Annotated in this window: 19 protein-coding genes and 1 other annotated feature; of the genes, 4 read left to right on the top strand and 15 right to left on the bottom strand. The window is 57.0% G+C overall.

Annotated features, from left to right (window positions below):
* Positions 1 to 116: 116 nt before the first annotated feature.
* On the bottom strand, positions 117 to 1,046 hold the full coding sequence (gene dsdC, locus ABLU87_RS17090; protein WP_014227320.1) for a DNA-binding transcriptional regulator DsdC: 930 nt from the start codon (positions 1,044 to 1,046) through the stop codon (positions 117 to 119).
* A 223-nt stretch (positions 1,047 to 1,269) separates the two neighbouring features.
* Between dsdC and dsdX the strand changes: the two genes are divergently transcribed.
* Both dsdX and dsdA read left to right on the top strand, forming a co-directional pair.
* A complete protein-coding gene (gene dsdX, locus ABLU87_RS17085) occupies positions 1,270 to 2,607 on the top strand; it encodes a D-serine transporter DsdX (protein ID WP_004116631.1) in 1,338 nt (445 codons plus the stop codon).
* A gap of 17 nt (positions 2,608 to 2,624) precedes the next feature.
* Positions 2,625 to 3,953, top strand: a complete 1,329-nt coding sequence (gene dsdA, locus ABLU87_RS17080) for a D-serine ammonia-lyase (protein ID WP_038423886.1) — start codon at positions 2,625 to 2,627, stop codon at positions 3,951 to 3,953.
* Between the two features lie 52 nt (positions 3,954 to 4,005).
* On the opposite strand, the gene ABLU87_RS17075 is transcribed toward dsdA, so the two are convergent.
* From ABLU87_RS17075 to ABLU87_RS17055, 5 genes are all read right to left on the bottom strand, one after another.
* Positions 4,006 to 4,536, bottom strand: coding sequence for a radical SAM protein (locus tag ABLU87_RS17075; RefSeq protein WP_004855659.1), 531 nt, complete (start codon positions 4,534 to 4,536; stop codon positions 4,006 to 4,008).
* Positions 4,533 to 4,895 (bottom strand): DUF202 domain-containing protein, encoded by a 363-nt coding sequence (locus ABLU87_RS17070; RefSeq protein ID WP_014227322.1) that lies wholly within the window; start codon positions 4,893 to 4,895, stop codon positions 4,533 to 4,535. The genes ABLU87_RS17075 and ABLU87_RS17070 overlap by 4 nt, the downstream gene beginning before the upstream one ends.
* On the bottom strand, positions 4,885 to 5,232 hold the full coding sequence (locus ABLU87_RS17065) for a DUF202 domain-containing protein (RefSeq protein ID WP_004855665.1): 348 nt from the start codon (positions 5,230 to 5,232) through the stop codon (positions 4,885 to 4,887). The genes ABLU87_RS17070 and ABLU87_RS17065 overlap by 11 nt, the downstream gene beginning before the upstream one ends.
* 180 nt (positions 5,233 to 5,412) lie before the next feature.
* A complete protein-coding gene (locus ABLU87_RS17060; RefSeq protein WP_004855669.1) occupies positions 5,413 to 6,735 on the bottom strand; it encodes a 6-phospho-alpha-glucosidase in 1,323 nt (440 codons plus the stop codon).
* Positions 6,732 to 8,354, bottom strand: coding sequence for an alpha-glucoside-specific PTS transporter subunit IIBC (locus ABLU87_RS17055; RefSeq protein WP_046877114.1), 1,623 nt, complete (start codon positions 8,352 to 8,354; stop codon positions 6,732 to 6,734). Before ABLU87_RS17055 ends, ABLU87_RS17060 begins: the two co-directional genes overlap by 4 nt.
* A 341-nt stretch (positions 8,355 to 8,695) precedes the next feature.
* On the opposite strand from ABLU87_RS17055, the gene ABLU87_RS17050 reads away from it, so the two are divergent.
* Positions 8,696 to 9,442, top strand: a complete 747-nt coding sequence (locus ABLU87_RS17050) for a GntR family transcriptional regulator (RefSeq protein WP_014227323.1) — start codon at positions 8,696 to 8,698, stop codon at positions 9,440 to 9,442.
* Here ABLU87_RS17050 and ABLU87_RS17045 read toward each other — a convergent pair.
* The 3 genes from ABLU87_RS17045 to ibpA form a co-directional block, all read right to left on the bottom strand.
* Positions 9,410 to 11,071 carry a putative transporter gene (locus ABLU87_RS17045; protein ID WP_004855675.1) on the bottom strand — a complete coding sequence of 554 codons (1,662 nt, stop codon included), beginning with the start codon at positions 11,069 to 11,071 and terminating at the stop codon, positions 9,410 to 9,412. The two genes, ABLU87_RS17050 and ABLU87_RS17045, sit on opposite strands and share 33 nt — an antisense overlap.
* 196 nt (positions 11,072 to 11,267) lie before the next feature.
* The gene (gene ibpB, locus ABLU87_RS17040; RefSeq protein WP_014227324.1) at positions 11,268 to 11,696 is read right to left on the bottom strand and encodes a small heat shock chaperone IbpB; all 429 of its coding nucleotides are present in this window, start codon (positions 11,694 to 11,696) and stop codon (positions 11,268 to 11,270) included.
* Positions 11,697 to 11,814: 118 nt separating this feature from the next.
* Positions 11,815 to 12,228: a small heat shock chaperone IbpA gene (gene ibpA, locus ABLU87_RS17035; protein ID WP_004126917.1), complete on the bottom strand. Its 414-nt coding sequence runs from the start codon at positions 12,226 to 12,228 to the stop codon at positions 11,815 to 11,817.
* Positions 12,222 to 12,296, bottom strand: a sequence feature (ROSE (Repression Of Heat Shock gene Expression) occurs in the 5'-region of heat shock genes and acts as an RNA thermometer to modulate expression.). Its footprint overlaps the gene before it by 7 nt.
* A 303-nt stretch (positions 12,297 to 12,599) precedes the next feature.
* Here ibpA and ABLU87_RS17030 point away from each other — a divergent pair.
* A complete protein-coding gene (locus tag ABLU87_RS17030; RefSeq protein ID WP_162097183.1) occupies positions 12,600 to 12,929 on the top strand; it encodes a YceK/YidQ family lipoprotein in 330 nt (109 codons plus the stop codon).
* A gap of 1 nt (position 12,930) precedes the next feature.
* Here the strand turns inward: ABLU87_RS17030 and ABLU87_RS17025 are convergent, their stop codons facing one another.
* From ABLU87_RS17025 to dgoR, 6 genes are all read right to left on the bottom strand, one after another.
* Positions 12,931 to 14,157: a DUF3748 domain-containing protein gene (locus tag ABLU87_RS17025; RefSeq protein ID WP_122116937.1), complete on the bottom strand. Its 1,227-nt coding sequence runs from the start codon at positions 14,155 to 14,157 to the stop codon at positions 12,931 to 12,933.
* Positions 14,158 to 14,208: 51 nt separating this feature from the next.
* Positions 14,209 to 15,546 carry an MFS transporter gene (locus ABLU87_RS17020; protein WP_071846050.1) on the bottom strand — a complete coding sequence of 446 codons (1,338 nt, stop codon included), beginning with the start codon at positions 15,544 to 15,546 and terminating at the stop codon, positions 14,209 to 14,211.
* Positions 15,547 to 15,725: 179 nt separating this feature from the next.
* The gene (gene dgoD, locus ABLU87_RS17015; protein ID WP_025107562.1) at positions 15,726 to 16,874 is read right to left on the bottom strand and encodes a galactonate dehydratase; all 1,149 of its coding nucleotides are present in this window, start codon (positions 16,872 to 16,874) and stop codon (positions 15,726 to 15,728) included.
* Positions 16,871 to 17,488 (bottom strand): 2-dehydro-3-deoxy-6-phosphogalactonate aldolase, encoded by a 618-nt coding sequence (locus tag ABLU87_RS17010; RefSeq protein WP_014227330.1) that lies wholly within the window; start codon positions 17,486 to 17,488, stop codon positions 16,871 to 16,873. Before ABLU87_RS17010 ends, dgoD begins: the two co-directional genes overlap by 4 nt.
* On the bottom strand, positions 17,472 to 18,347 hold the full coding sequence (locus tag ABLU87_RS17005) for a 2-dehydro-3-deoxygalactonokinase (RefSeq protein WP_025107561.1): 876 nt from the start codon (positions 18,345 to 18,347) through the stop codon (positions 17,472 to 17,474). Before ABLU87_RS17005 ends, ABLU87_RS17010 begins: the two co-directional genes overlap by 17 nt.
* Positions 18,344 to 19,033, bottom strand: a complete 690-nt coding sequence (gene dgoR, locus ABLU87_RS17000) for a D-galactonate utilization transcriptional regulator DgoR (protein WP_014227332.1) — start codon at positions 19,031 to 19,033, stop codon at positions 18,344 to 18,346. The genes ABLU87_RS17005 and dgoR overlap by 4 nt, the downstream gene beginning before the upstream one ends.
* Positions 19,034 to 19,143: the final 110 nt, after the last annotated feature.

Below are 19,143 nucleotides of genomic sequence, written 5' to 3'. Positions count from 1 at the left end.
AAAGTATCGGCAACTAAAAATGGTTGCAGGCGTTCACAGTATCTACCGGCCCGCAAACGGAGGTAAACCCGTAGCCCGGTCAGCGCAGCGCCACCGGGATGAAACTAAGCCGGTCATCATAATTGCGCCTGACTCTGCAGCCAGTGGATAAAGGCGTCAATTTTCGGCCACTGACGGCCCGGCAGGGTCGTCACGTAGTAGTGCTGATGGCACTTCAGGGTCATCTCGCCGAACGGTGCGATCAGCTCGCCGCTCTCCAGGCGCTTTTGCACCAGCCGCTTACGCCCCATCGCCACGCCAACGTGATTCATCGCGGCAATCACCGCTAAATCCGAACGATCGAAGCCAATACCCGACGATTGCGGCAAATCGACGGAAAATGTCTGCGCCCAGCTGAACCACTCATCGGTGCCGGAATCGTTGCTCCACGCCTGACGATCGTGCAGCAGCGTACAGTGACGAAGATTGCCGGGGTTCTGCTGTAGCTGATGCTGGCGCGCGTAATCCGCCGTGCAGACCGGTACGATGGCCTCATCCATCAGAAAATGGTGGCTCAGCTGCGAGGAAGGCGCATCATCGAAGTAGATTGCCAGATCGATGCCCGCGCGCTGCATATTGACGTTATCGTTGCCGGTCAGCACGGTAAGCGAGATCGACGGATAGCGGCGGGTAAAATCGCCGAGCGCGGGAACCAGCCAGCACTGGGCGATGGACGGGCGCGAATAGACCGTTAACGTCCCCGACAGCTCCTGGTTTTTAATATCCAGAATTTCCTGGTTCAGGCTATCCAGCGAGGACTTCAGCGCCCAGAACACCCGCTTACCTTCATGCGTCAGCTCTACTTTGCGGTGCGAGCGCACAAACAGCTGGATCCCCAGCTCTTCTTCCAGCTGATTGATACGGTGGCTCACCGCGCTGGGCGTCAGCGACAGCTCCTCCGCCGCCAGCGCAAACGACTCATGCCGGGCGGCGACTTCAAAGGTATACAGCTTCGATAGCTGCCAGCCGTTAAGCAGGCGAGTGCCTAACTCTTTTAGCGTCTCCATCTCTTACTCCTTCACAATTCCCCGCCGAGTGTAAGAAATTTTTCGCGCCAGCTGCGCATTAAAGATGAATAAAAGTGATGCATAGCACACATAACAGACAATTTTAGAGCAAAATCACCTTTTTGATTCAATCTGATTCACCTGAAGGGCCGTTTATATCGTTTGTCAGCGCGTGCCGTTTTTCTGTTCAATACCCATAGATTATTCACAGGCGAGGTGGGGTATGGAATCTCAGATCTGGGTTGTGAGCACGCTGCTGATCAGCATCGTGTTGATTGTATTAACTATCGTCAAACTGAAGTTTCACCCGTTTCTGGCGCTACTGCTGGCAAGCTTTTTCGTCGGTGCCATGATGGGCATGAGCCCGCTGGATATGGTTAACGCCATTGAGAGCGGGATTGGCGGCACGCTGGGCTTCCTTGCGGCGGTGATTGGGCTGGGAACGATTCTCGGCAAAATGATGGAGGTCTCCGGCGCAGCGGAACGTATCGGCCTGACGCTCCAGCGCTGCCGCTGGCTGTCCGCTGACGTTATTATGGTGCTGGTGGGCCTGATTTGCGGGATCACCCTGTTCGTTGAAGTGGGCGTGGTGCTGCTGATTCCGCTGGCGTTTTCCATTGCCAAAAAGACCAACACGTCGCTGCTGAAGCTGGCCATCCCGCTGTGTACGGCGCTGATGGCGGTGCACTGCGTGGTGCCGCCGCATCCGGCTGCGCTGTTCGTCGCCAACAAGCTGGGCGCGGATATCGGAACGGTGATCGTTTACGGTCTGCTGGTGGGCCTGCTGGCCTCGCTGGTCGGCGGCCCGCTGTTCCTGCGGCTCCTCGGCAACCGCCTGCCGTTTAAAGCGGTGCCGGCTGAGTTTGCCAACCTCGAAGTGCGCAAAGAAGAGACCCTGCCGTCGCTGGGCGCCACGCTGTTTACGGTGCTGCTGCCGATCGGCCTGATGCTGGTAAAAACCATCGCCGAACTGAATATGACCAAAGGCGGCACGCTGTATATGCTGCTGGAGTTTATCGGCAATCCGATCACCGCCATGTTTATCGCCGTCTTTGTGGCCTACTACGTGCTGGGTATCCGCCAGAATATGGGCATGAGCACTCTGCTGACGCATACGGAAAACTGTTTCGGTTCTATCGCCAATATCCTGCTGATTATCGGCGCAGGCGGGGCCTTTAACGCCATTCTGAAAACCAGCGGCCTGGCCGATACGCTGGCGGTGATTCTGTCGAACCTCGATATGCACCCGATTCTGCTGGCCTGGCTGGTGGCGCTGATTCTGCATGCCGCCGTCGGTTCCGCCACCGTCGCCATGATGGGCGCAACCGCCATCGTCGCGCCGATGCTGCCGCTCTATCCCGGCGTGAGCCCGGAAATCATCGCTATCGCCATCGGCTCCGGTGCGATTGGCTGCACTATCGTGACGGATTCCCTGTTCTGGCTGGTTAAGCAGTACTGCGGGGCAAGCCTTAACGAAACGTTCAAATACTATACCACGGCGACCTTTATCGCTTCGCTGCTTGCACTGGCCGGTACATTCCTGCTTTCTTTCATCATCTGAGCGCAAAGAGACGTAATATGAAAAACGCTGACATGACCACTTTACTCGCCCAGTTTCCTCTACTGGAGGAGCTGATAGCCCTGAAAGAAACCACCTGGTTTAACCCGTCAACGACGTCGCTGGCGGAGGGGTTACCCTACGTAGGCCTGACGACAGAAGACGTTCAGGAAGCCCACGCCCGCCTCGATCGTTTTGCGCCCTATCTGGCGGAAGCCTTTCCGGAAACCGCCGCCACCGGCGGTATTATCGAATCCGAGCTGGTGGCCATCCCGGCAATGAAGGCCCGGCTGGAAAAAACCTTTCGTCAGCCCATTGCTGGCGATCTGCTGCTGAAGAAAGACAGCCACCTGCCGATTTCCGGCTCGATTAAGGCCCGCGGCGGCATTTATGAAGTCCTGACCCACGCGGAAAAACTGGCGATCGACGCGGGATTGTTAAACACAGCCGACGACTACCGCAAGCTGCTGACCCCCGAGTTCAGGACGTTCTTCAGCCAGTACAGCATCGCCGTTGGCTCCACCGGCAACCTGGGGATGTCGATTGGCATAATGAGCGCGCGCATCGGCTTCAAGGTGACGGTCCATATGTCCGCCGACGCCAGAGCGTGGAAAAAGGCCAAACTGCGCAGCCACGGCGTGACGGTGGTGGAGTATGAAGAGGATTACGGCGTGGCGGTTGAGCAGGGGCGTAAAGCCGCCGAGTCCGACCCGAACTGCTTCTTTATCGATGATGAGAACTCGCGCACCCTGTTCCTCGGCTACTCCGTGGCCGGCGAGCGGCTAAAAGCGCAGTTTGCCCGCGAAGGGCGCGTGGTGGATGCCAGTCATCCGCTGTTTGTTTATCTGCCGTGCGGCGTTGGCGGCGGCCCCGGCGGCGTGGCGTTTGGCCTGAAGCTGGCGTTTGGCGATAACGTCCACTGCTTCTTCGCCGAACCGACCCACTCCCCTTGCATGCTGCTGGGGGTGTATACCGGCCTGCATGACCAGATTTCGGTTCAGGATCTGGGAATTGATAATCTGACCGCCGCGGATGGTCTGGCGGTAGGCCGCGCTTCCGGTTTCGTTGGCAGGGCAATGGAGCGCCTGCTGGATGGGTTCTACTCTCTCGATGACCAGACAATGTACGACATGCTGGGTTGGTTAGCCGAGGAAGAAGGTATTCGCCTGGAGCCGTCCGCGCTGGCCGGCATGGCCGGGCCGCAGCGGGTCTGCGCCAGCCAGGCGTATCAGCAGATGCACGGTTTCACCGCCGGGCAGATGCGCAATGCGACCCACCTTGTGTGGGCAACCGGCGGCGGCATGGTGCCGGAAGAGGAGATGGCGCAGTATCTGGCAAAAGGACGGTAAACCTCCCGTCAGGTCAACGCGATGGCGACGAAGCTTCTTTCGTCGCCATTTTTTAGCGCAGCAGATGCATAAGCTCAACCGGCGAACGATGCTGATTGAGTAGATCGCGCAGAACGCGCATATAGGGGGCGCTCCAGCTATAAAACTGCCGGTAACCCTCGCATAGCGCATTGGAGCCATCCTCCAGACGCAGCTGCGGGCAGCCCCCACCGCATAATCTTAGCCAGGCGCAGCCCGCGCAGGCTGGCCCCGGCGGATTGTTGGCATACTGCACCGACTCGCCGCGCCAGGCGCGCAGCGTGGCCTCAAACAGCGGCACGACGATGCGGTTAGCATCTTCTTTAACCCAAATCGCAAACACCGCGCAGAGGAAATCCCCCCACAGCCGGGCGTCGGAAGGTTGCAGATGGGGAATAAACTTGATGGCCACGGCTCCCTGAGCGCTCAGCTGATGGTAGACACGCTCGGGGCGTTGGCACGCCTGACGATCGATAATGACTTCCTGTACCGGAAGATCGCTCGCCAGCGATTTGCAGTTCCCGCAGTGCCGATCGTCACCGTAATCGGCCTGACATCCTGTCATGTCATATCCTTAATAAACAAAATCACCTGTCGTATATGGGTTACAGCAAACAACAATGACAGGGAAAGTACTGCGAATGCGATCAAAAATTTGTCACGAACCGCCTGCGGCTGAGCAAAATCGCTTTGCTCAACGTTCATCAGATTGCGGCTGCGGGTATAGCGCCAGAGGATGAGGGCGGCGAACGGCAATATGCACAGCGAAATCCAGAATGCGATCCCCGCCTGATGCCAGTGGTGCTTAATCGCCAGCGCCAGCAGCGCGCCATAGCCTAAAAGGGTGCGAAACCAGGCCAGCGACGTACGCTCCGGCTGCAGGCCCGGATCGCTCTCGCGACGCGCCCGGCGATTATCCGGCATAGAGCACCAGCGCCATCACCACCACGATGACGAGGGTCAGCAGAATACTGATCAGCAGCAGCGTGCGGGTATAGGGAAGATCCTGTTTCAGCCGCATCGCCTTTTCGTTGCTCAGCCAGCGTATATAGCCGTAAATCGCCAGACCGCCGGCAAACAGGCACAGCAGCAGCGCCAGAATTTCGCGAATCAGCGGCGTAGCGAAATCCGGCGCCAGCTGGTCCAGGCCGACGCCACCGGCTAAAAAGCCAAGCGAAGTGCGGATCCACGCCAGAAAGGTACGTTCATTCGCCAGCGAGAAGCGGTAATCCGGCGCTTCACCAAGGCGGGATATTTTCATCATGACTCCTTGATGGATTCCCGGTTGCGTAAAATACCGCCGATTCTACCTGACTGCCAAAGCGGAGGGCATTAATAATCGCCCCGTTTCAGAGGAAGCTCAGGCCTGATAACCGTATAAAGTCGGGCTATCAGGCCGATAAATGAATAACCGGCACCCTGTGGCTGCCGGTCAGCAGGATTAATGCAGTTCCGGCCAGTACGCTTTATTGGCCGCAATCAGGTCATCAAGAATCGCTTTCGCAACGGATGCGCTCGGCACGGTTTTCGACAGCGCAATGGCCTGCCACAGCTTGTGATAAGAGCGCTGTTCCCAGGCATCCACCACCAGTTTTTCCACCGCAACCTGCTGGCTCATCATCCCTTTCTGGAAGTGGGGAATGTCGCCTACCGTCAGCGGCTCCGGTCCGTTGTGGCCAACCAGGCACGGAATTTCCACCATCGCATCGGCGTCAAAGTTATGAATCGCCCCGTTGTTTGGCACAATCAGCAGCATGCGTTCCTGAGTATTAAAGGCAATCGCCGCCGCCAGATCGACGATGTAGGACGCGTGTTCGTCAATTTCCAGATCGCCTGCGGACGAGTGGCCCGCGGCAATAATGGCCCGGCAGGCGCTAAAGACGTTTTTCTCACGGTGGTCCATCACCTCGTTGGCGCGGGTGCGTTCCGGATTGGAGTGCGCCACGACGTAGTCCGGGAACAGATAATACTTAAGGTAAGTATTCGGCATCGTATCCGGATCCAGCGCCTGCACGTCCTTCGCCTTGGCGAAGGTGTCGTTCCAGCTCGCCTCGGTATGGGGATCGTTTGATGGCGGAACATAGCCGAATTTCGCCACATGTTCGCGCAGTTTCGGCATCAGATCGTTACCCTGCAGATCTTCAATCGAGGTCCACCAGCCGAAGTGGTTCAACCCATAGTAGCGCACGCGCATCTGCTTGCGATCCTTGAGGCCGACGATTTGCGCCATCCGCCCTTCGATACCGATCGGCATATCGCAAATGTTGAGAATTCTGGCGTTCGGACGCAGGCGACGGGTCGCTTCCGCCACAATGGCCGCCGGGTTGGAGTAGTTCAGCATCCAGGCGTTCGGCGAATATTTTTCCATATAGTCCACCAGCTCCAGGACGCCGCCGATGGAGCGCATACCGTAGGCGATACCGCCAGGGCCGCAGGTTTCCTGCCCCAGCACGCCGTGGCGCAGCGGAATTTTTTCATCTTTTTCACGCATCGGGTATTTGCCCACGCGGATATGCGCCATCACGAAATCAACGTCGGTAAAAGCCGCCTGCGGGTCGGTGGTATAGCTGAATTCAATCTCCGGCGCCTGCTCTTTGAGGATCACTTTGCACGCCTCGGCGATGGTCTCCTGACGCGCGCCGTCGTTGTCGTAAAATTTCAGCGACCGCAGCGGGAAGCGATCCTGGTTCGCTAACAGCATCAGCACGATGCCCGGGGTGAAGGTACTGCCGCCGCCTGCGATAACAACTGAGAATTTTTTCATGATACTGCCTCCGTCATGGTGGTTTGTTCGGTCTGTAGAGAATCTTTGATGAGGGTTTCCAGCTGGTCACGGACCTGAGGGACGTGCAGGCCGACGATGACCTGAATTCCGTTGCCGCGGCGGACTACGCCGTGGGCGCCCAGCGCTTTAAAGACGTCGTCGCTTTGCGTCTTCGCCATATCGACCAGCGCGATGCGCAGTCGGGTGGCGCAGTTATTAATGCTTTCGATATTGCCCGCTCCGCCCAGCGCCTGCAGGAAGCCGGCGGCCTGGCCCAGTTTGGTGTCCGCGGCCCCCGCGGCGCTGGTTTTGCCGCGCGCGGCCTGATAATCCGCTTTGCTATAGAGCTTAATTTCACTCTCTTCGCGGCCCGGCGTTTTCAGGTTCAGGCGCAGAATCAACGTGCGGAAGATGACGAAGTAGAGTGCGGTGAAGCACACGCCAACGCCTATCTGGATAAACATCATTGAGGCATGGTTGTGGAACATGGGGATCCAGTTTTGCGGCAGGAACTGGTCGAGCAGGCCGCCGCCAAAGTTGCCTACCACGCCGCAGATATACATCACCGTCGCCATAGTGGCCGCCAGCACCGCATGGACGGCAAACAGCAGCGGCGAGATAAACAGGAAGGTGAACTCTAACGGCTCGGTTATTCCCACCAGTACGGCGGTCAAGGTGGCGGGAATCAGCAGACCGGCGACTTTCACGCGATTTTCCGGCGCGGCGGTGTAGTAGATCGCCAGCGCGATACCCACAGAACCAAAGACCTTCGAGTTACCGTGCAGCGCGAATCCGCCTTCCGGGAAGAGGGTTTTCAGCGCCTCGGTACTCTGGCTGAACTCATGTAAATGCTGCGCCCAGTAAACCTGAATACCGCTTTCCACTACCGCCGGGCCGAAAATAAACGGTCCGTAGACAAAGTGATGTAAACCGGTCGGGATCAGAATGCGCTCAAGGAAAATATAGACCCAGACCCCCAGCGCCCCGGCCGAGCGTAAGAAGGCCTGCAGCGATTCAATGCCCATCTGCACTTTTGGCCAGCCAAGCAGGGTCAGCCAGGCGCAGGGGATCATCGCCAGGAAGGCGACAATCACCACAAACGAGGAGCCCTGGAAAATCCCCAGAAACACCGGCAGCGGTTTATCGAAGTAGCGGTTATGCAGGGCGGTCACCAGCCCGGAGATAACAATCGCGCCGATAATGCTGGTATCGAGCGTTTTAATCCCGGCCATCATCGTCAGGCCGCTGCCTGGCGTCGGCTCCACGGAAAAATCGACGCCGAAGAAGTGGCCCCAGGTCATTCCCATGGCGTTGATGAAGTAGTTCCAGGTGAGGAAGCTGACCAGTACCGCCAGGCAGGCCCGGCCCTGGGCCTGTTTCGCCAGGCCGATCGGCAGACCGACGGCGAAAATCAGCGGCATATTACGAAAGACGGTCCAGCCGCCCTCTTCAACAATGTGAACGATCTGAGCAAATAAACTATCGGGTGCTGTGAGCGCTTCCCCGACGAACATCGGGTTGCGCAGCATAATGGCGATACCCACCACGATCCCGGCGAAAGGAAAGAGTAAAACCGGGGTAAACATGGCGCCGCCAAAGCGTTGTATTTGACTGAGCATTTGAAAATCCTCATATAACAACTCATAGGGTGAGTGGCCTTATCCATACCCGGCATGCTTCACGTACCGCGGTGAATGATTCAGGGTAATTATTTGTACTGGCCTGAAACGAGAATAGAAATTTGCCCGGTCGACAACATGCGGCGCCGTTACGATTCGTGATCGCTTTCATGGTTTTAATTGCGCCAATGTTGTCTACTTTTTAAGTAAAAATTAGACATCCTGAATTGCGCTGATTACGCCTCTGTAACGAAAAGTATTTATCCATATGTATTAACTCTATTTTTAAAGCTAATAATCCGTGCATCATCGTTTTCAACTGAGTGAATAGAGGTCTACTGGTGATCTACAAATCCATCGCCGACAGATTACGTTTGCGCCTCAACTCCTCCGATTTCGAAGTCGGCAGCCCGCTTCCCGGGGAAAAAAAACTGGCGGAAGAGTTCGGCGTCGCGCGCATGACTATCCGCAAAGCCATCGATCTGCTGGTCACCTGGGGACTGGTGGTGCGTCGGCACGGCTCCGGCACCTACGTCGCCCGCAAAGACCTGCATCATGAAACCAGCAATCTGACCGGGCTGGCCGAGGTGCTGCGCAAGCAGGGTAAAGAGGTGGTCAGCCGGGTATTGGTTTTTGAGGTGATGCCCGCCCCCCCGGCTATCGCCAGCCTGCTGCGGATACAAATTGATGAACGGATCTACTTCTCGCGCCGGGTGCGCTATGTCGATGGCAAGCCGCTAATGCTGGAGGACAGCTATATGCCGGTGAAGCTGTTTCGCAATCTGTCGCTGGTGCATCTGGAAGGGTCGAAGTTCGATTACATCGAGAAGGAGTGTGGCATAACCATTAGCGGCAACTATGAAACGCTGTCGCCGGTGCTGGCGGACAGGCAGCTGGCGCAGTCGATGAACGTGCCGGAGCAGACGCCGCTGCTGCGTATAACCTCCCTTTCCTACAGCGACAGCGGCGAGTTTCTTAACTATTCAGTGATGTTCCGTAACGCCAGCGAGTATCAGGTGGACTACCACCTGCGGCGCGTCCAGGCGGAGAATCCGTTAACCTATCCCCCAGAACAGCACCGCCAGTAGCTGCGGCGTGATAATACGTAAGAACATGACCAGCGGATAAACGGTCGCGTAAGAGAGCGCCGCCGCGCCGCTGGTGGCATGCAGGTTGTTGGCAAAGGCCAGCGCGGGCGGGTCGGTCATTGAACCGGCCAGCATCCCGCACAGGGTCAGGTAGTTCATCTTCGCCAGCATCCGCGCCAGAATACCGACAGCCAGCAGTGGGATAGCGGTGATAAAGATGCCGTAGACAATCCAGCTCATGCCATCACCGTCAATCAGCGTCGCCACAAAATCGCCGCCGGATTTCAGGCCAACCACCGCGAGAAACAGCACAATGCCCAGCTCGCGCAGCGCAAGGTTAGCGCTGGGCGGCATAAACCAGTAGAGCTTACCGATGCTGCCGATACGCCCGAGGATCAGCGCCATAATCAGCGGCCCCCCTGCCAGGCCCAGCTTCAGCGCCGCCGGGAACCCCGGAATAAACAGCGGAATGGAGCCCAGCAGCACGCCCAGGCCAATACCGATAAATACCGGCAGCATCTGCACCTGCTGCAGTTTTTGCTGGGCGTTGCCCAGCTCGGCGGCCACCGCGTCAATCGCCTCCGGACGGCCGACGAGGTTAAGAATATCGCCGAACTGCAGGCTGGCATGGCTGCTGGCGACCAGCTCAACCCCGGCGCGATTGAGTCGCGAGATCACCACGTCATAGCGCTGTTTAAAGTGCAGATCGCGTATGCGTTTACCCAATACTTTTTCGTTAGTGACCACCACGCGCTCGACTTTCAGATCGGTACCGCGCGTGGAGAGCGAAGTGGAAACCTCCTTACCAATCACCAGCTGGGCATTGTGTAAATCCTCCGGTCGCCCGACCAGGTGCAGCAGGTCCCCAAGCTGAATCAGGGTATTCGGCGCGGGCACCATTAGCATCTCCTCGCGCTTGAGGCGCGAGCAGATCAGCTTGTCGCTGTTAAGCATCGGCACATCCTGAATCGCCATATTGTTCAGGTTGGGGTTTTCGACCCGCACGTTGATGGTCTGAAGATGCGCGTGGCCGTTGCCGCTGATCTCGTCAAACTGCTGGGCTTCTTTCTCGACGTTGATGCGGAAAAACAGTCGCACCAGCCACATGGTCAGCAAAATGCCGCAGATGCCAAACGGATAGGCCATGGCGTAGCTCATCCCCATCTGATCGACGGTATCAAGCGGCACGCCAAGGTCGCGCAGGATCTGCTGCCCGGCCCCCAGCGCAGGCGTGTTGGTTACCGCGCCGGAGAAGATGCCGAGCACCACGGGAAGAGGGATATCGAACAGTTTATGCAGGACCGCGGTGACCAGGCCGCCGAGAATGACGATCAGAATAGCGAAGAGGTTCAGCCGCAGGCCGGAGACGCGCAGCGAGGCGAAGAAGCCCGGCCCCACCTGGATACCGATGGTATACACGAAGAGAATCAGGCCAAATTCCTGAATAAAGTGCAGCATAGGGCTGCTGAGCGTAATGCCCGCCTGGTCCACAAAGTGGCCGACGATAATACCGCCAAACAGCACGCCTCCGATACCGAAGCCGACACCGCGCACTTTTACATTGCCGATCCACAATCCGACGACCGCCACCAGCGCCAATACGCTAACGGTCAATGCTATATCACTCATCGTCTCTTCCCTGTGTATAACATTACTCACAATGAGGATTATGACCGGTACTCACCAGGCTGTATGCCGCCTGGCGCACAATAATCACGGGATCAGCCAACGACCATTTTGTTGAACACAGCAAGAAAGGACAAAGTAATGCGTATCACGCACAAAAAAGCCCCGAACATCGGGGCTTTATAGGTGGTTAGCTTAATTAGCTATCTAACGCGGGGCGCTCGCTGATGGCGATGCGCTGCGGTGCGATCTGTTCCGGCTCGTTGCGGGTCAAATCGATATGCAGCAGGCCGTTGGTAAAGGTTGCCCCGGAGACTTCCATATTTTCGGCGAGCGTGAAGCTCAGGCTAAACGCCTGGTTAACCAGCCCCTGATGCAGCCATTTGGTCTCTTTTTCCGGCTGCTGCGGCGCGCCTTTTACCGTCAGGCGCGTGCCTTCAAGCTGGATATCCAAATCTTCCTGACGGAAACCGGCCAGCGCAAGGGTAATGCGATAGTGGTTGTCGTCGCTTTTTTCGATGTTATAGGGCGGGAAGCTCTGGCTTTCACCGGCGGTTTGTAGCGCGTTGGCCAGTTTGTCAAAACCGATCCATTGACGCAGCAGCGGGGATAAATCGTAGTTACGCATAGTCTTTCTCCTTCTAAGAAGCGAGTGGATATCTGCAAATCCTGTGGATTCGCCTTTGCCCCCTGACGGCGGGCAGTTTTTTTGAATGAATACCGGGCCGCCTTCGCGGCCCAACAAATTAGTTGATCTCGATACGGCGCGGCTTATTCGCTTCAGGAATAACTCGCTCAAGGTCGATATACAGCAGACCGTTTACCAGGTTGGCGCCGCGAATATGAATATTTTCCGCAAGCTGGAATTTACGCTCAAAATTGCGTTCAGCGATGCCCTGATACAGGTAAGTGCGCTCTTTCTGCTCGGCGGCATGGGCGCCTTTTACGATAAGCAGATTATCCTGCGCGGTAATTTCCAGTTCGCTCTCGGCAAAACCGGCAACGGCAATCGCGATGCGGTAGTTGTTCTCGTCTACTAACTCAACGTTGTACGGAGGATAGCCGCCATTACTCTGGCTTTGATTATTTTCTAACAGATTGAAAAGGCGGTCGAAACCAATAGCAGAACGATACAGCGGGGAGAGATCGAAATTACGCATAATACATAGCTCCTGAAATCAGCGAGAATTATCTGACCTTCCATCATGGACAGGCCGTTATTACCCGGAATACCCATTCGGCGTATTCTCCGGGAGACACATTCCTAAAATGGGTATATCCATGACCTTTTCAAGGGGAAAAGGGCAATTTTTTTTGCAGTTTGCGGTCTATTGCTTAGACTGGAGGGACAGCACAAAAGGCAAAGTGCGACGCCTGCCACAGTGCGGCGCAATGGCACTATGCATCCATGGAATGGCCCGATATAACCGATATGTACGCCATTCTTCAGGCCACGGCTCTGTTGGCTGCGCCCTGCATGATTTTGTACATAGAAGGTTCTATCAACGCCCGTAACGATGACGGAAAAATGATGAAAAACGGTCTGTTAAAGCTGGTCCTGTTTAGCGGGATGATAAGTTTAGGCGGTTGCTCCAGCGTGATGTCACATACCGGCGGTAAGGAAGGAACCTATCCGGGAACGCGCGCCAGCGCGCAAATGCTGGGAGATAGCGATGCCAACTGGGGTACGAAATCCCTGGTGGCGCTGGATATGCCGCTCACGGCCGTTATGGACACGCTGCTGCTACCGTGGGATATGTTCCGCACCGATAGCTCGGTTAAATCGCGCGTGGAAAAGAGCGAAAAAGAGACGCTGGCGACCAACGCAGTGATCCCGCCAGCGCCAATGCCGAACCCCTGATTTAGCGCGCCGTTGCGGTTACCCACAGCTGGCGGTAACCGTCCACCTCTTCCATCCAGGCAAGCTGTTTGCCGTCTGGCGAAAAGACGACCGCGTCGGCCGAAGGCGGATTGGCATGCTCATCGGTCAAAAAGTCGATTTCCCCGCTCCGCGCATCACAAAGCGCGATGCGGTTTTCCAGCACAAAGCCCAGCCATTTTCCTGATGGATGCCAGTTAAACGCCGACTGGATATCGGATCGGCTGTGGGTCAGCTGCCGCAGCTTGTCTCCCTGCGCCGAGATAAGCCACATTTGCACCACGCCGGCCTCGTCGCGCATCAGAAAAGCGATGTCCGTTGCCGACGGATTAGCGCGCACCCAATGACGCGGCGTATTCACCAGTCCCGGGTAACGGCGTTGGTGGGTAAACGTTAAGCGACGCTGAACAACGCCGGCAGGGGGAGCCGGCATCGTGGTTTCCGTTCCTGCCAATGGCGCATCGCCAGACTGCTTCCAGCCCTGTTCGCTCTCCGGCAGCTCGACAATAAATAGCTCCGGCACTTTGTCGCCATTTACCGCCAGCGTATCGCCAATAAACGCCAGCGCACGGTTGCCCACCCAGCCCTCTTCATAGGCGCGATTAATCTCGTCGCTGCCCGGCGCGGGGGTCGGCGTTGTGCGGCTGACCAGCACGCACCAGTGGCTGCCGCCGTATTCTCGTGGATGATCCCCACGCGGTACTACCGGGCCATAGGGAACCGCCACGCCAACGTTGCGCAAATCCAGCGCCGGATCGCGTTCATGGAGCACGTGGTCGTTATAGGTAAAGCTGACAAATTCGCCGTTCGGGCTGAAAACATGCACATGGCTGCCGCCGCGCAGCGCGCCGGGAGTATAGGGAGCGGAAATATCCATCGCATCGAGGTTGTGCGTTTCGCCCTGCCAGGAGACCACGCCGCGACGATGGTGGAAATCGTAATGCCAGCGCTCGTCAGGGTTTTCCGGGCCGTGGATAAAGACATATTTATCTATCGATGGATGAACGGTCACCACGCCAACGTACGCGCCCTGTCCGGCACGGTAGAGGATCTCAACCTCTCCCGTCTCGACATTCACCCGCTCGATGGTTTCGCCGGTAAAAGAGGCGCCAGAGGGACGAACGTCAAAGACCAGCCACCGGCTGTCCGCCGTCCAGGCGCGCGTGTTGGTAAGCTGATGATGACGGGGAGCAAAGGTGACTTGTTTCATAAACATACCCTGATGCGAGACTTTCGCATCAGGGTATCGTATCGGAAAGAATTAGCCTACTCGTTTGACATCCCCCACCAGCAGGATGTAAGAGAGCGCGCCCACCAGCGCAATAACGGAAATATAAACCAGCGCAGGAGCAAAACCATAGTCCTGGGCCAGATAACCCACCACCAGCGGAACGGTGATACCGCCCAGCCCGCCGACGAAATTAAACATTCCACCGGTCAACCCGATAAGCCGCATCGGCGCAAGCGAAGAGACCAGCGACCAGGTAATGGAGGCGAAGCCGTTACCGAAGAAGGCCAGCGCCATCAGGACCATAATCCACACCGGATCGTTGGTATAGTTTGCGCCCATGATGCAGGTCGAGATCAGCAGGCCGCAGATAATCGGGGTTTTACGCGCGGCGCCTAATGAGAAACCTTTTCTCACCAGCCTGTCCGCCAGCCAGCCGGAGAGCAGCACGCCAACAAAGGCGGCAAGGAACGGAACCGTGGTCATAAAGCCCGCTTTCAGCGCCGTAATCCCCTTTTCCTGGGTCAGATAGTTGGGGAACCAGGTCAGGAAGAACCACAGCGTCGAGGTCACGGCAAACTGTCCAAGGTAAACGCCAATCAGTTTGCGATGGAATACCAGCTTCCAGTCGGCTTTGGTCAGCGGCTGCCGCGCCTCTTTTTTAACGGGCGCATCGCCGTCCACCAGACCACCGCCGTCGCGAATATAATCCAGCTCGGCTTTGCTGATGCTTTTCGTCAGACGCGGCGGCTGATAAACCTTAATCCAAATCAGTGACCATACGATCCCGATAGCGCCGGTAACGATAAATACCCAGTGCCAGCTCAGCATTTCCTGAATCCAGATTAATAGCGGGGTCAGGAATGCCAGCCCGACAAACTGGCCTGAGGTGTAAAAACCGACGGCTGATGCGCGCTCGTGCTCCGGAAACCAGCTGGTCACCATGCGATTATTGGTGGGAAACGCCGGCGCTTCAAATATCCCGGTAATCGCGCGCAGGCCAATCAACGACATCAGCCCCGTGGCAAATCCCTGCAGTAGCGTCGCCACCGACCAGCCAAAAATAGCGATAAAGTAGGTCAGCCTCGAGCCCACGCGGTCAAGGAACCAACCGCCGGGAATCTGGCAAAGCGTATACAGCCACGCGAAGGCGGAAAATACATATCCCATTTCCGCTTTGGTAATACCAAACTCTTCCTGAATATGCGCCGATGCCACCGCAAGGTTGGCGCGATCAACATAACAAATCACCACGGTAATAAAGATCATAATCAGCGTCAAATAACGACGACGCCCGGGTTTTGCAGCTGTAACTGAAATATCCATCGCAATCTGTCTCCAGATTTTGGGCATAGCGAGGCCGCTCACCATGCCCGGTAATTTACAGAGGGTTTATTTAAATTTTTTATTAATAACTTAACCGTAATGCGCTAAATAATTTGTGCTGGGGAAAGGCGGCAAATTTTCGCATTCCCAGGAGCATACATTAGTATGTGACTGGGATAAGAAAATGCAGCCAACGCATCAGCAGCGCAAAGTATGACGCGCATTTACCATTCGGCGACGCTACCATCCTCATGCCGCCACAACGGATTACGCCAGTCCGGCGCATTCTGACTTAATTCAATGACCCGCGCTTCATCGATTTCTACGCCAAGCCCGGGCTTCATTAATGGTTTAAAGAAACCGCCTTCCATATTGAAGTCGTCTTTATTTTTCACAAAGTCGAGTAATTCCGCGCCCTTGTTATAGTGAATGCCCATGCTTTGCTCCTGGAAGACGGCGTTATAGGAGACAAAATCGACGTGCAGGCAGGCGGCAAGCGCAACAGGCCCCAGCGGGCAGTGCGGCGCCAGCGCCACGTCGTAGGCTTCGGCCATTCCGGCGATTTTATAGCACTCGGTAATACCGCCCGCGTGCGACAGATCGGGTTGGAGAATGGCCAGCCCACCGGCTTCCAGCACGCGTTTAAACTCGAAGCGCGAGAACATGCGTTCGCCCGCCGCGATAGGAATCGAGGTTTGCGCCGCCAGCCGCGGATAATATTCCGCCTGCTCGGCAAGAACCGGCTCTTCAATAAACAGCGGGCGATATTGCTCCAGCTCTTTAATCAGCACCTTCGCCATTGGCGCGCTAACGCGGCCGTGAAAATCGAGACCGAACTCAATTTCATTGCCGAACGCTTCGCGAATTTGCGCGACGGTATTCACCGCCGCATCCACCGCGCGAGAATTATCGATCAGCCCCAGCTCTTCGCAGCCGTTTAATTTGAAGGTATCAAAACCAATACCGCGCAGCTTCTTGATGCCATCAATCACCTCTGCCGGACGGTCGCCGCCAACCCAGCTGTAGGCTTTGATTTTGTCACGCACCAGGCCGCCCATTAGCTGCCAGACCGGCGCGTTCAGCACTTTGCCTTTAATATCCCACAGCGCCTGGTCGATACCGGCGATGGCGCTCATTAAAATCGGGCCGCCGCGGTAAAAGCCCGCGCGGTACATCACCTGCCACAGGTCGTTAATCCGCGCCGGATCCTGGCCTATGAGATATTCGCCGAGCTCATGCACCGCCGCCTCTACGGTGCGCGCGCGCCCTTCAATCACGGGCTCGCCCCAGCCAACCACGCCTTCGTCGGTTTCAATTTTTAGAAACATCCAGCGCGGGGGTAAACGATACGTGGTGAGTTTGGTTATTTTCATTGCACTGCCTCTCGATACGCTTTAACAAATGCTGCCGCCTGCCGTTGGGTACGCTCTACGGATTGGCCAGCGCGATAGAGATCGCTGCCCAGCCCGGCACCGGTACAGCCTGCTTTTATCCACTGCGCCAGATTTTCCGGCGTCACGCCGCCCACCGCAAAAACGGGCACCTCCGGCGGCAAAACGGCCTTTAGCGCTTTGATGTAGTCAGGGCCAAAAGCCGAAGATGGGAAGACTTTCAACGCCTGAGCCCCGGCGTCCAGCGCGGCGAACGCTTCCGTCGCCGTCGCGCATCCGGGACAAACCGTCATGCCGTAGCTCACCGCACGGCGAATGACCTCGGGCTGAATATTGGGCGTGACGATAAGCCTGCAGCCCATTCGGGCAAGCTGGTCCACCCGCTCTGCATTAAGCACGGTGCCCGCGCCAATCAGCGCCTTATCACCATAAGCCTCAACAACGGCGGGAATACTCTTTTCCCACTGCGGTGAGTTGAGCGGAATTTCAACGGCGTCGAAGCCGGCGTCGATCGCCGCCCCCACGTGCGCCAGCGCCTCTTCCGGCGTAATCCCGCGCAGGATAGCGATAAGCGGTAAGTTAGTTTGCCACTGCATGGATGATGCTCCTTATTCCTGTCTGAAATGCGTTGTCGCCCGACACCACGGTGGTCTGACGGCCAATGGCGCTCAGTGCCTGCTGATAGCGGTTCGCCAGCGTCTCGCCGGCGACAATGGTGACCTGCTGGTCGCGAAAGCGTTGGCTCAGGGTGGCGACTTCCGCGCCAATCAGCAGTCCCGACAGAAACTCGCCGACATGCGCGCGCGGCAGCGAACCCAGCACGTGTGAAGCGCGAACTTCAAAAAGCTGCGGCAGGATGTCTGGCGAATGCAGGCCGCGCTCAAGCCCGGCGTTAAACGCGTCAGGAGCGGAGACCTGCTCCGGTAACCCGGCGCCGACCAGCGAGTGGCGCAGCAGCAGGTGGTGAAGTTCGCCGGTCATCACCGTGCGAAAGTCGTTAATTTGTTGGCGGTCTGCCTGCACCCATTTGCAGTGGGTGCCGGGCATCACGTAGACGGAAGAAGGGGCTATCGCCCGCGCGCCGAGGAGCTGAGTCTCTTCGCCGCGCATCACATTATGGTTATCGTCGCGAGAGACGCTGAGTCCGGGAATAATCCAGACGTTGTCGCTAACGGCAGTTAATTGTTCACCAATGGCGGAGAAATGAACGGGAACCGGCAAGTAGGGTACCGCCTGCCAGCCGACGTTACTGCCGACCATTCCTGCCATCACCGCCGGGGTCGCGCCGTCGCGCCAGCCCCGGGTTATTTCGCTAAACACCGCGGCGGGGGAGTGTCCGTTCAGACGCGTGACGCCTGCTTCCGATTGCCTGCTCTCCAGACACCGTTCGCCCTGATAGAGCCAGGCGCGCAGGTTGGTCGATCCCCAGTCAATTGCGATGTAGCGAGATGTCATGTGATTTCCTTTAACCTTCGTGTCGAGCTGGCGATCATGGTGAGCGCCGCCTGCTCCGCCGCTTCGCTGTCCTGATGCCGGATGGCGTCAAACAGCGCCTTATGTTCCTGGAGCGTTTTCGGCATGTTGGCCTCATCGCCCATCCACGTTCTTTCAAATACCGCCCGCTGTAGCGAGCTGATCGCCACGTTGAGCTGCTGCAGAACCGGGTTATGCACCGACTGCAGCACCGCCTCGTGATAGCGAATATCCGCTTCGTTAAACGCTTCCCTGTCCTGGTTATTGGCGATCATGTCGTTGAGCGCTTCTTCTATTTGCGCCAGGTCGCTCGACGTCGCGCGCTCTGCCGCCCAGCGGGCGATCGCGGGTTCAACCAGGTTACGTACCTCGCTCATCGCGCTAATCAGCCGCGGGTCGTAATCACTCTCCAGCACCCACTGTAAAACGTCGGTGTCGAGATAATTCCACTGGTTGCGCGGGGTAACGAACGCGCCGCGATAGCGCTTCATTTCAATCAGCCGTTTAGCCATCAACGAACGGAACACTTCGCGAATGATATTGCGCGAGGTGGCAAACTCCTCACACAGGTCGGCTTCAGCGGGCAGCGCAGAGCCGGGAACGTATTTGCCGCTGACAATCTGCTTGCCCAGCGTGATGACGATGCGATCGGTTTTATTGAGAGTCATGGAAAGTCCTTGTGCTCTGGATGTCTCTCTACTTTACCGCGACAGGCGGTTTTAACCGCAACTTTGTAGTACTAACGTGATGTCACTCGTCATCGCCATGGACACAATGT

Origin of the sequence: Klebsiella sp. CB_Kp196, from assembly GCF_040061575.1 — a bacterium.
Classification (GTDB): domain Bacteria; phylum Pseudomonadota; class Gammaproteobacteria; order Enterobacterales; family Enterobacteriaceae; genus Klebsiella; species Klebsiella michiganensis.
The sequence above is the reverse complement of the archived record's forward strand: the minus strand, read 5'-3'. Positions and strand labels throughout refer to the sequence as shown.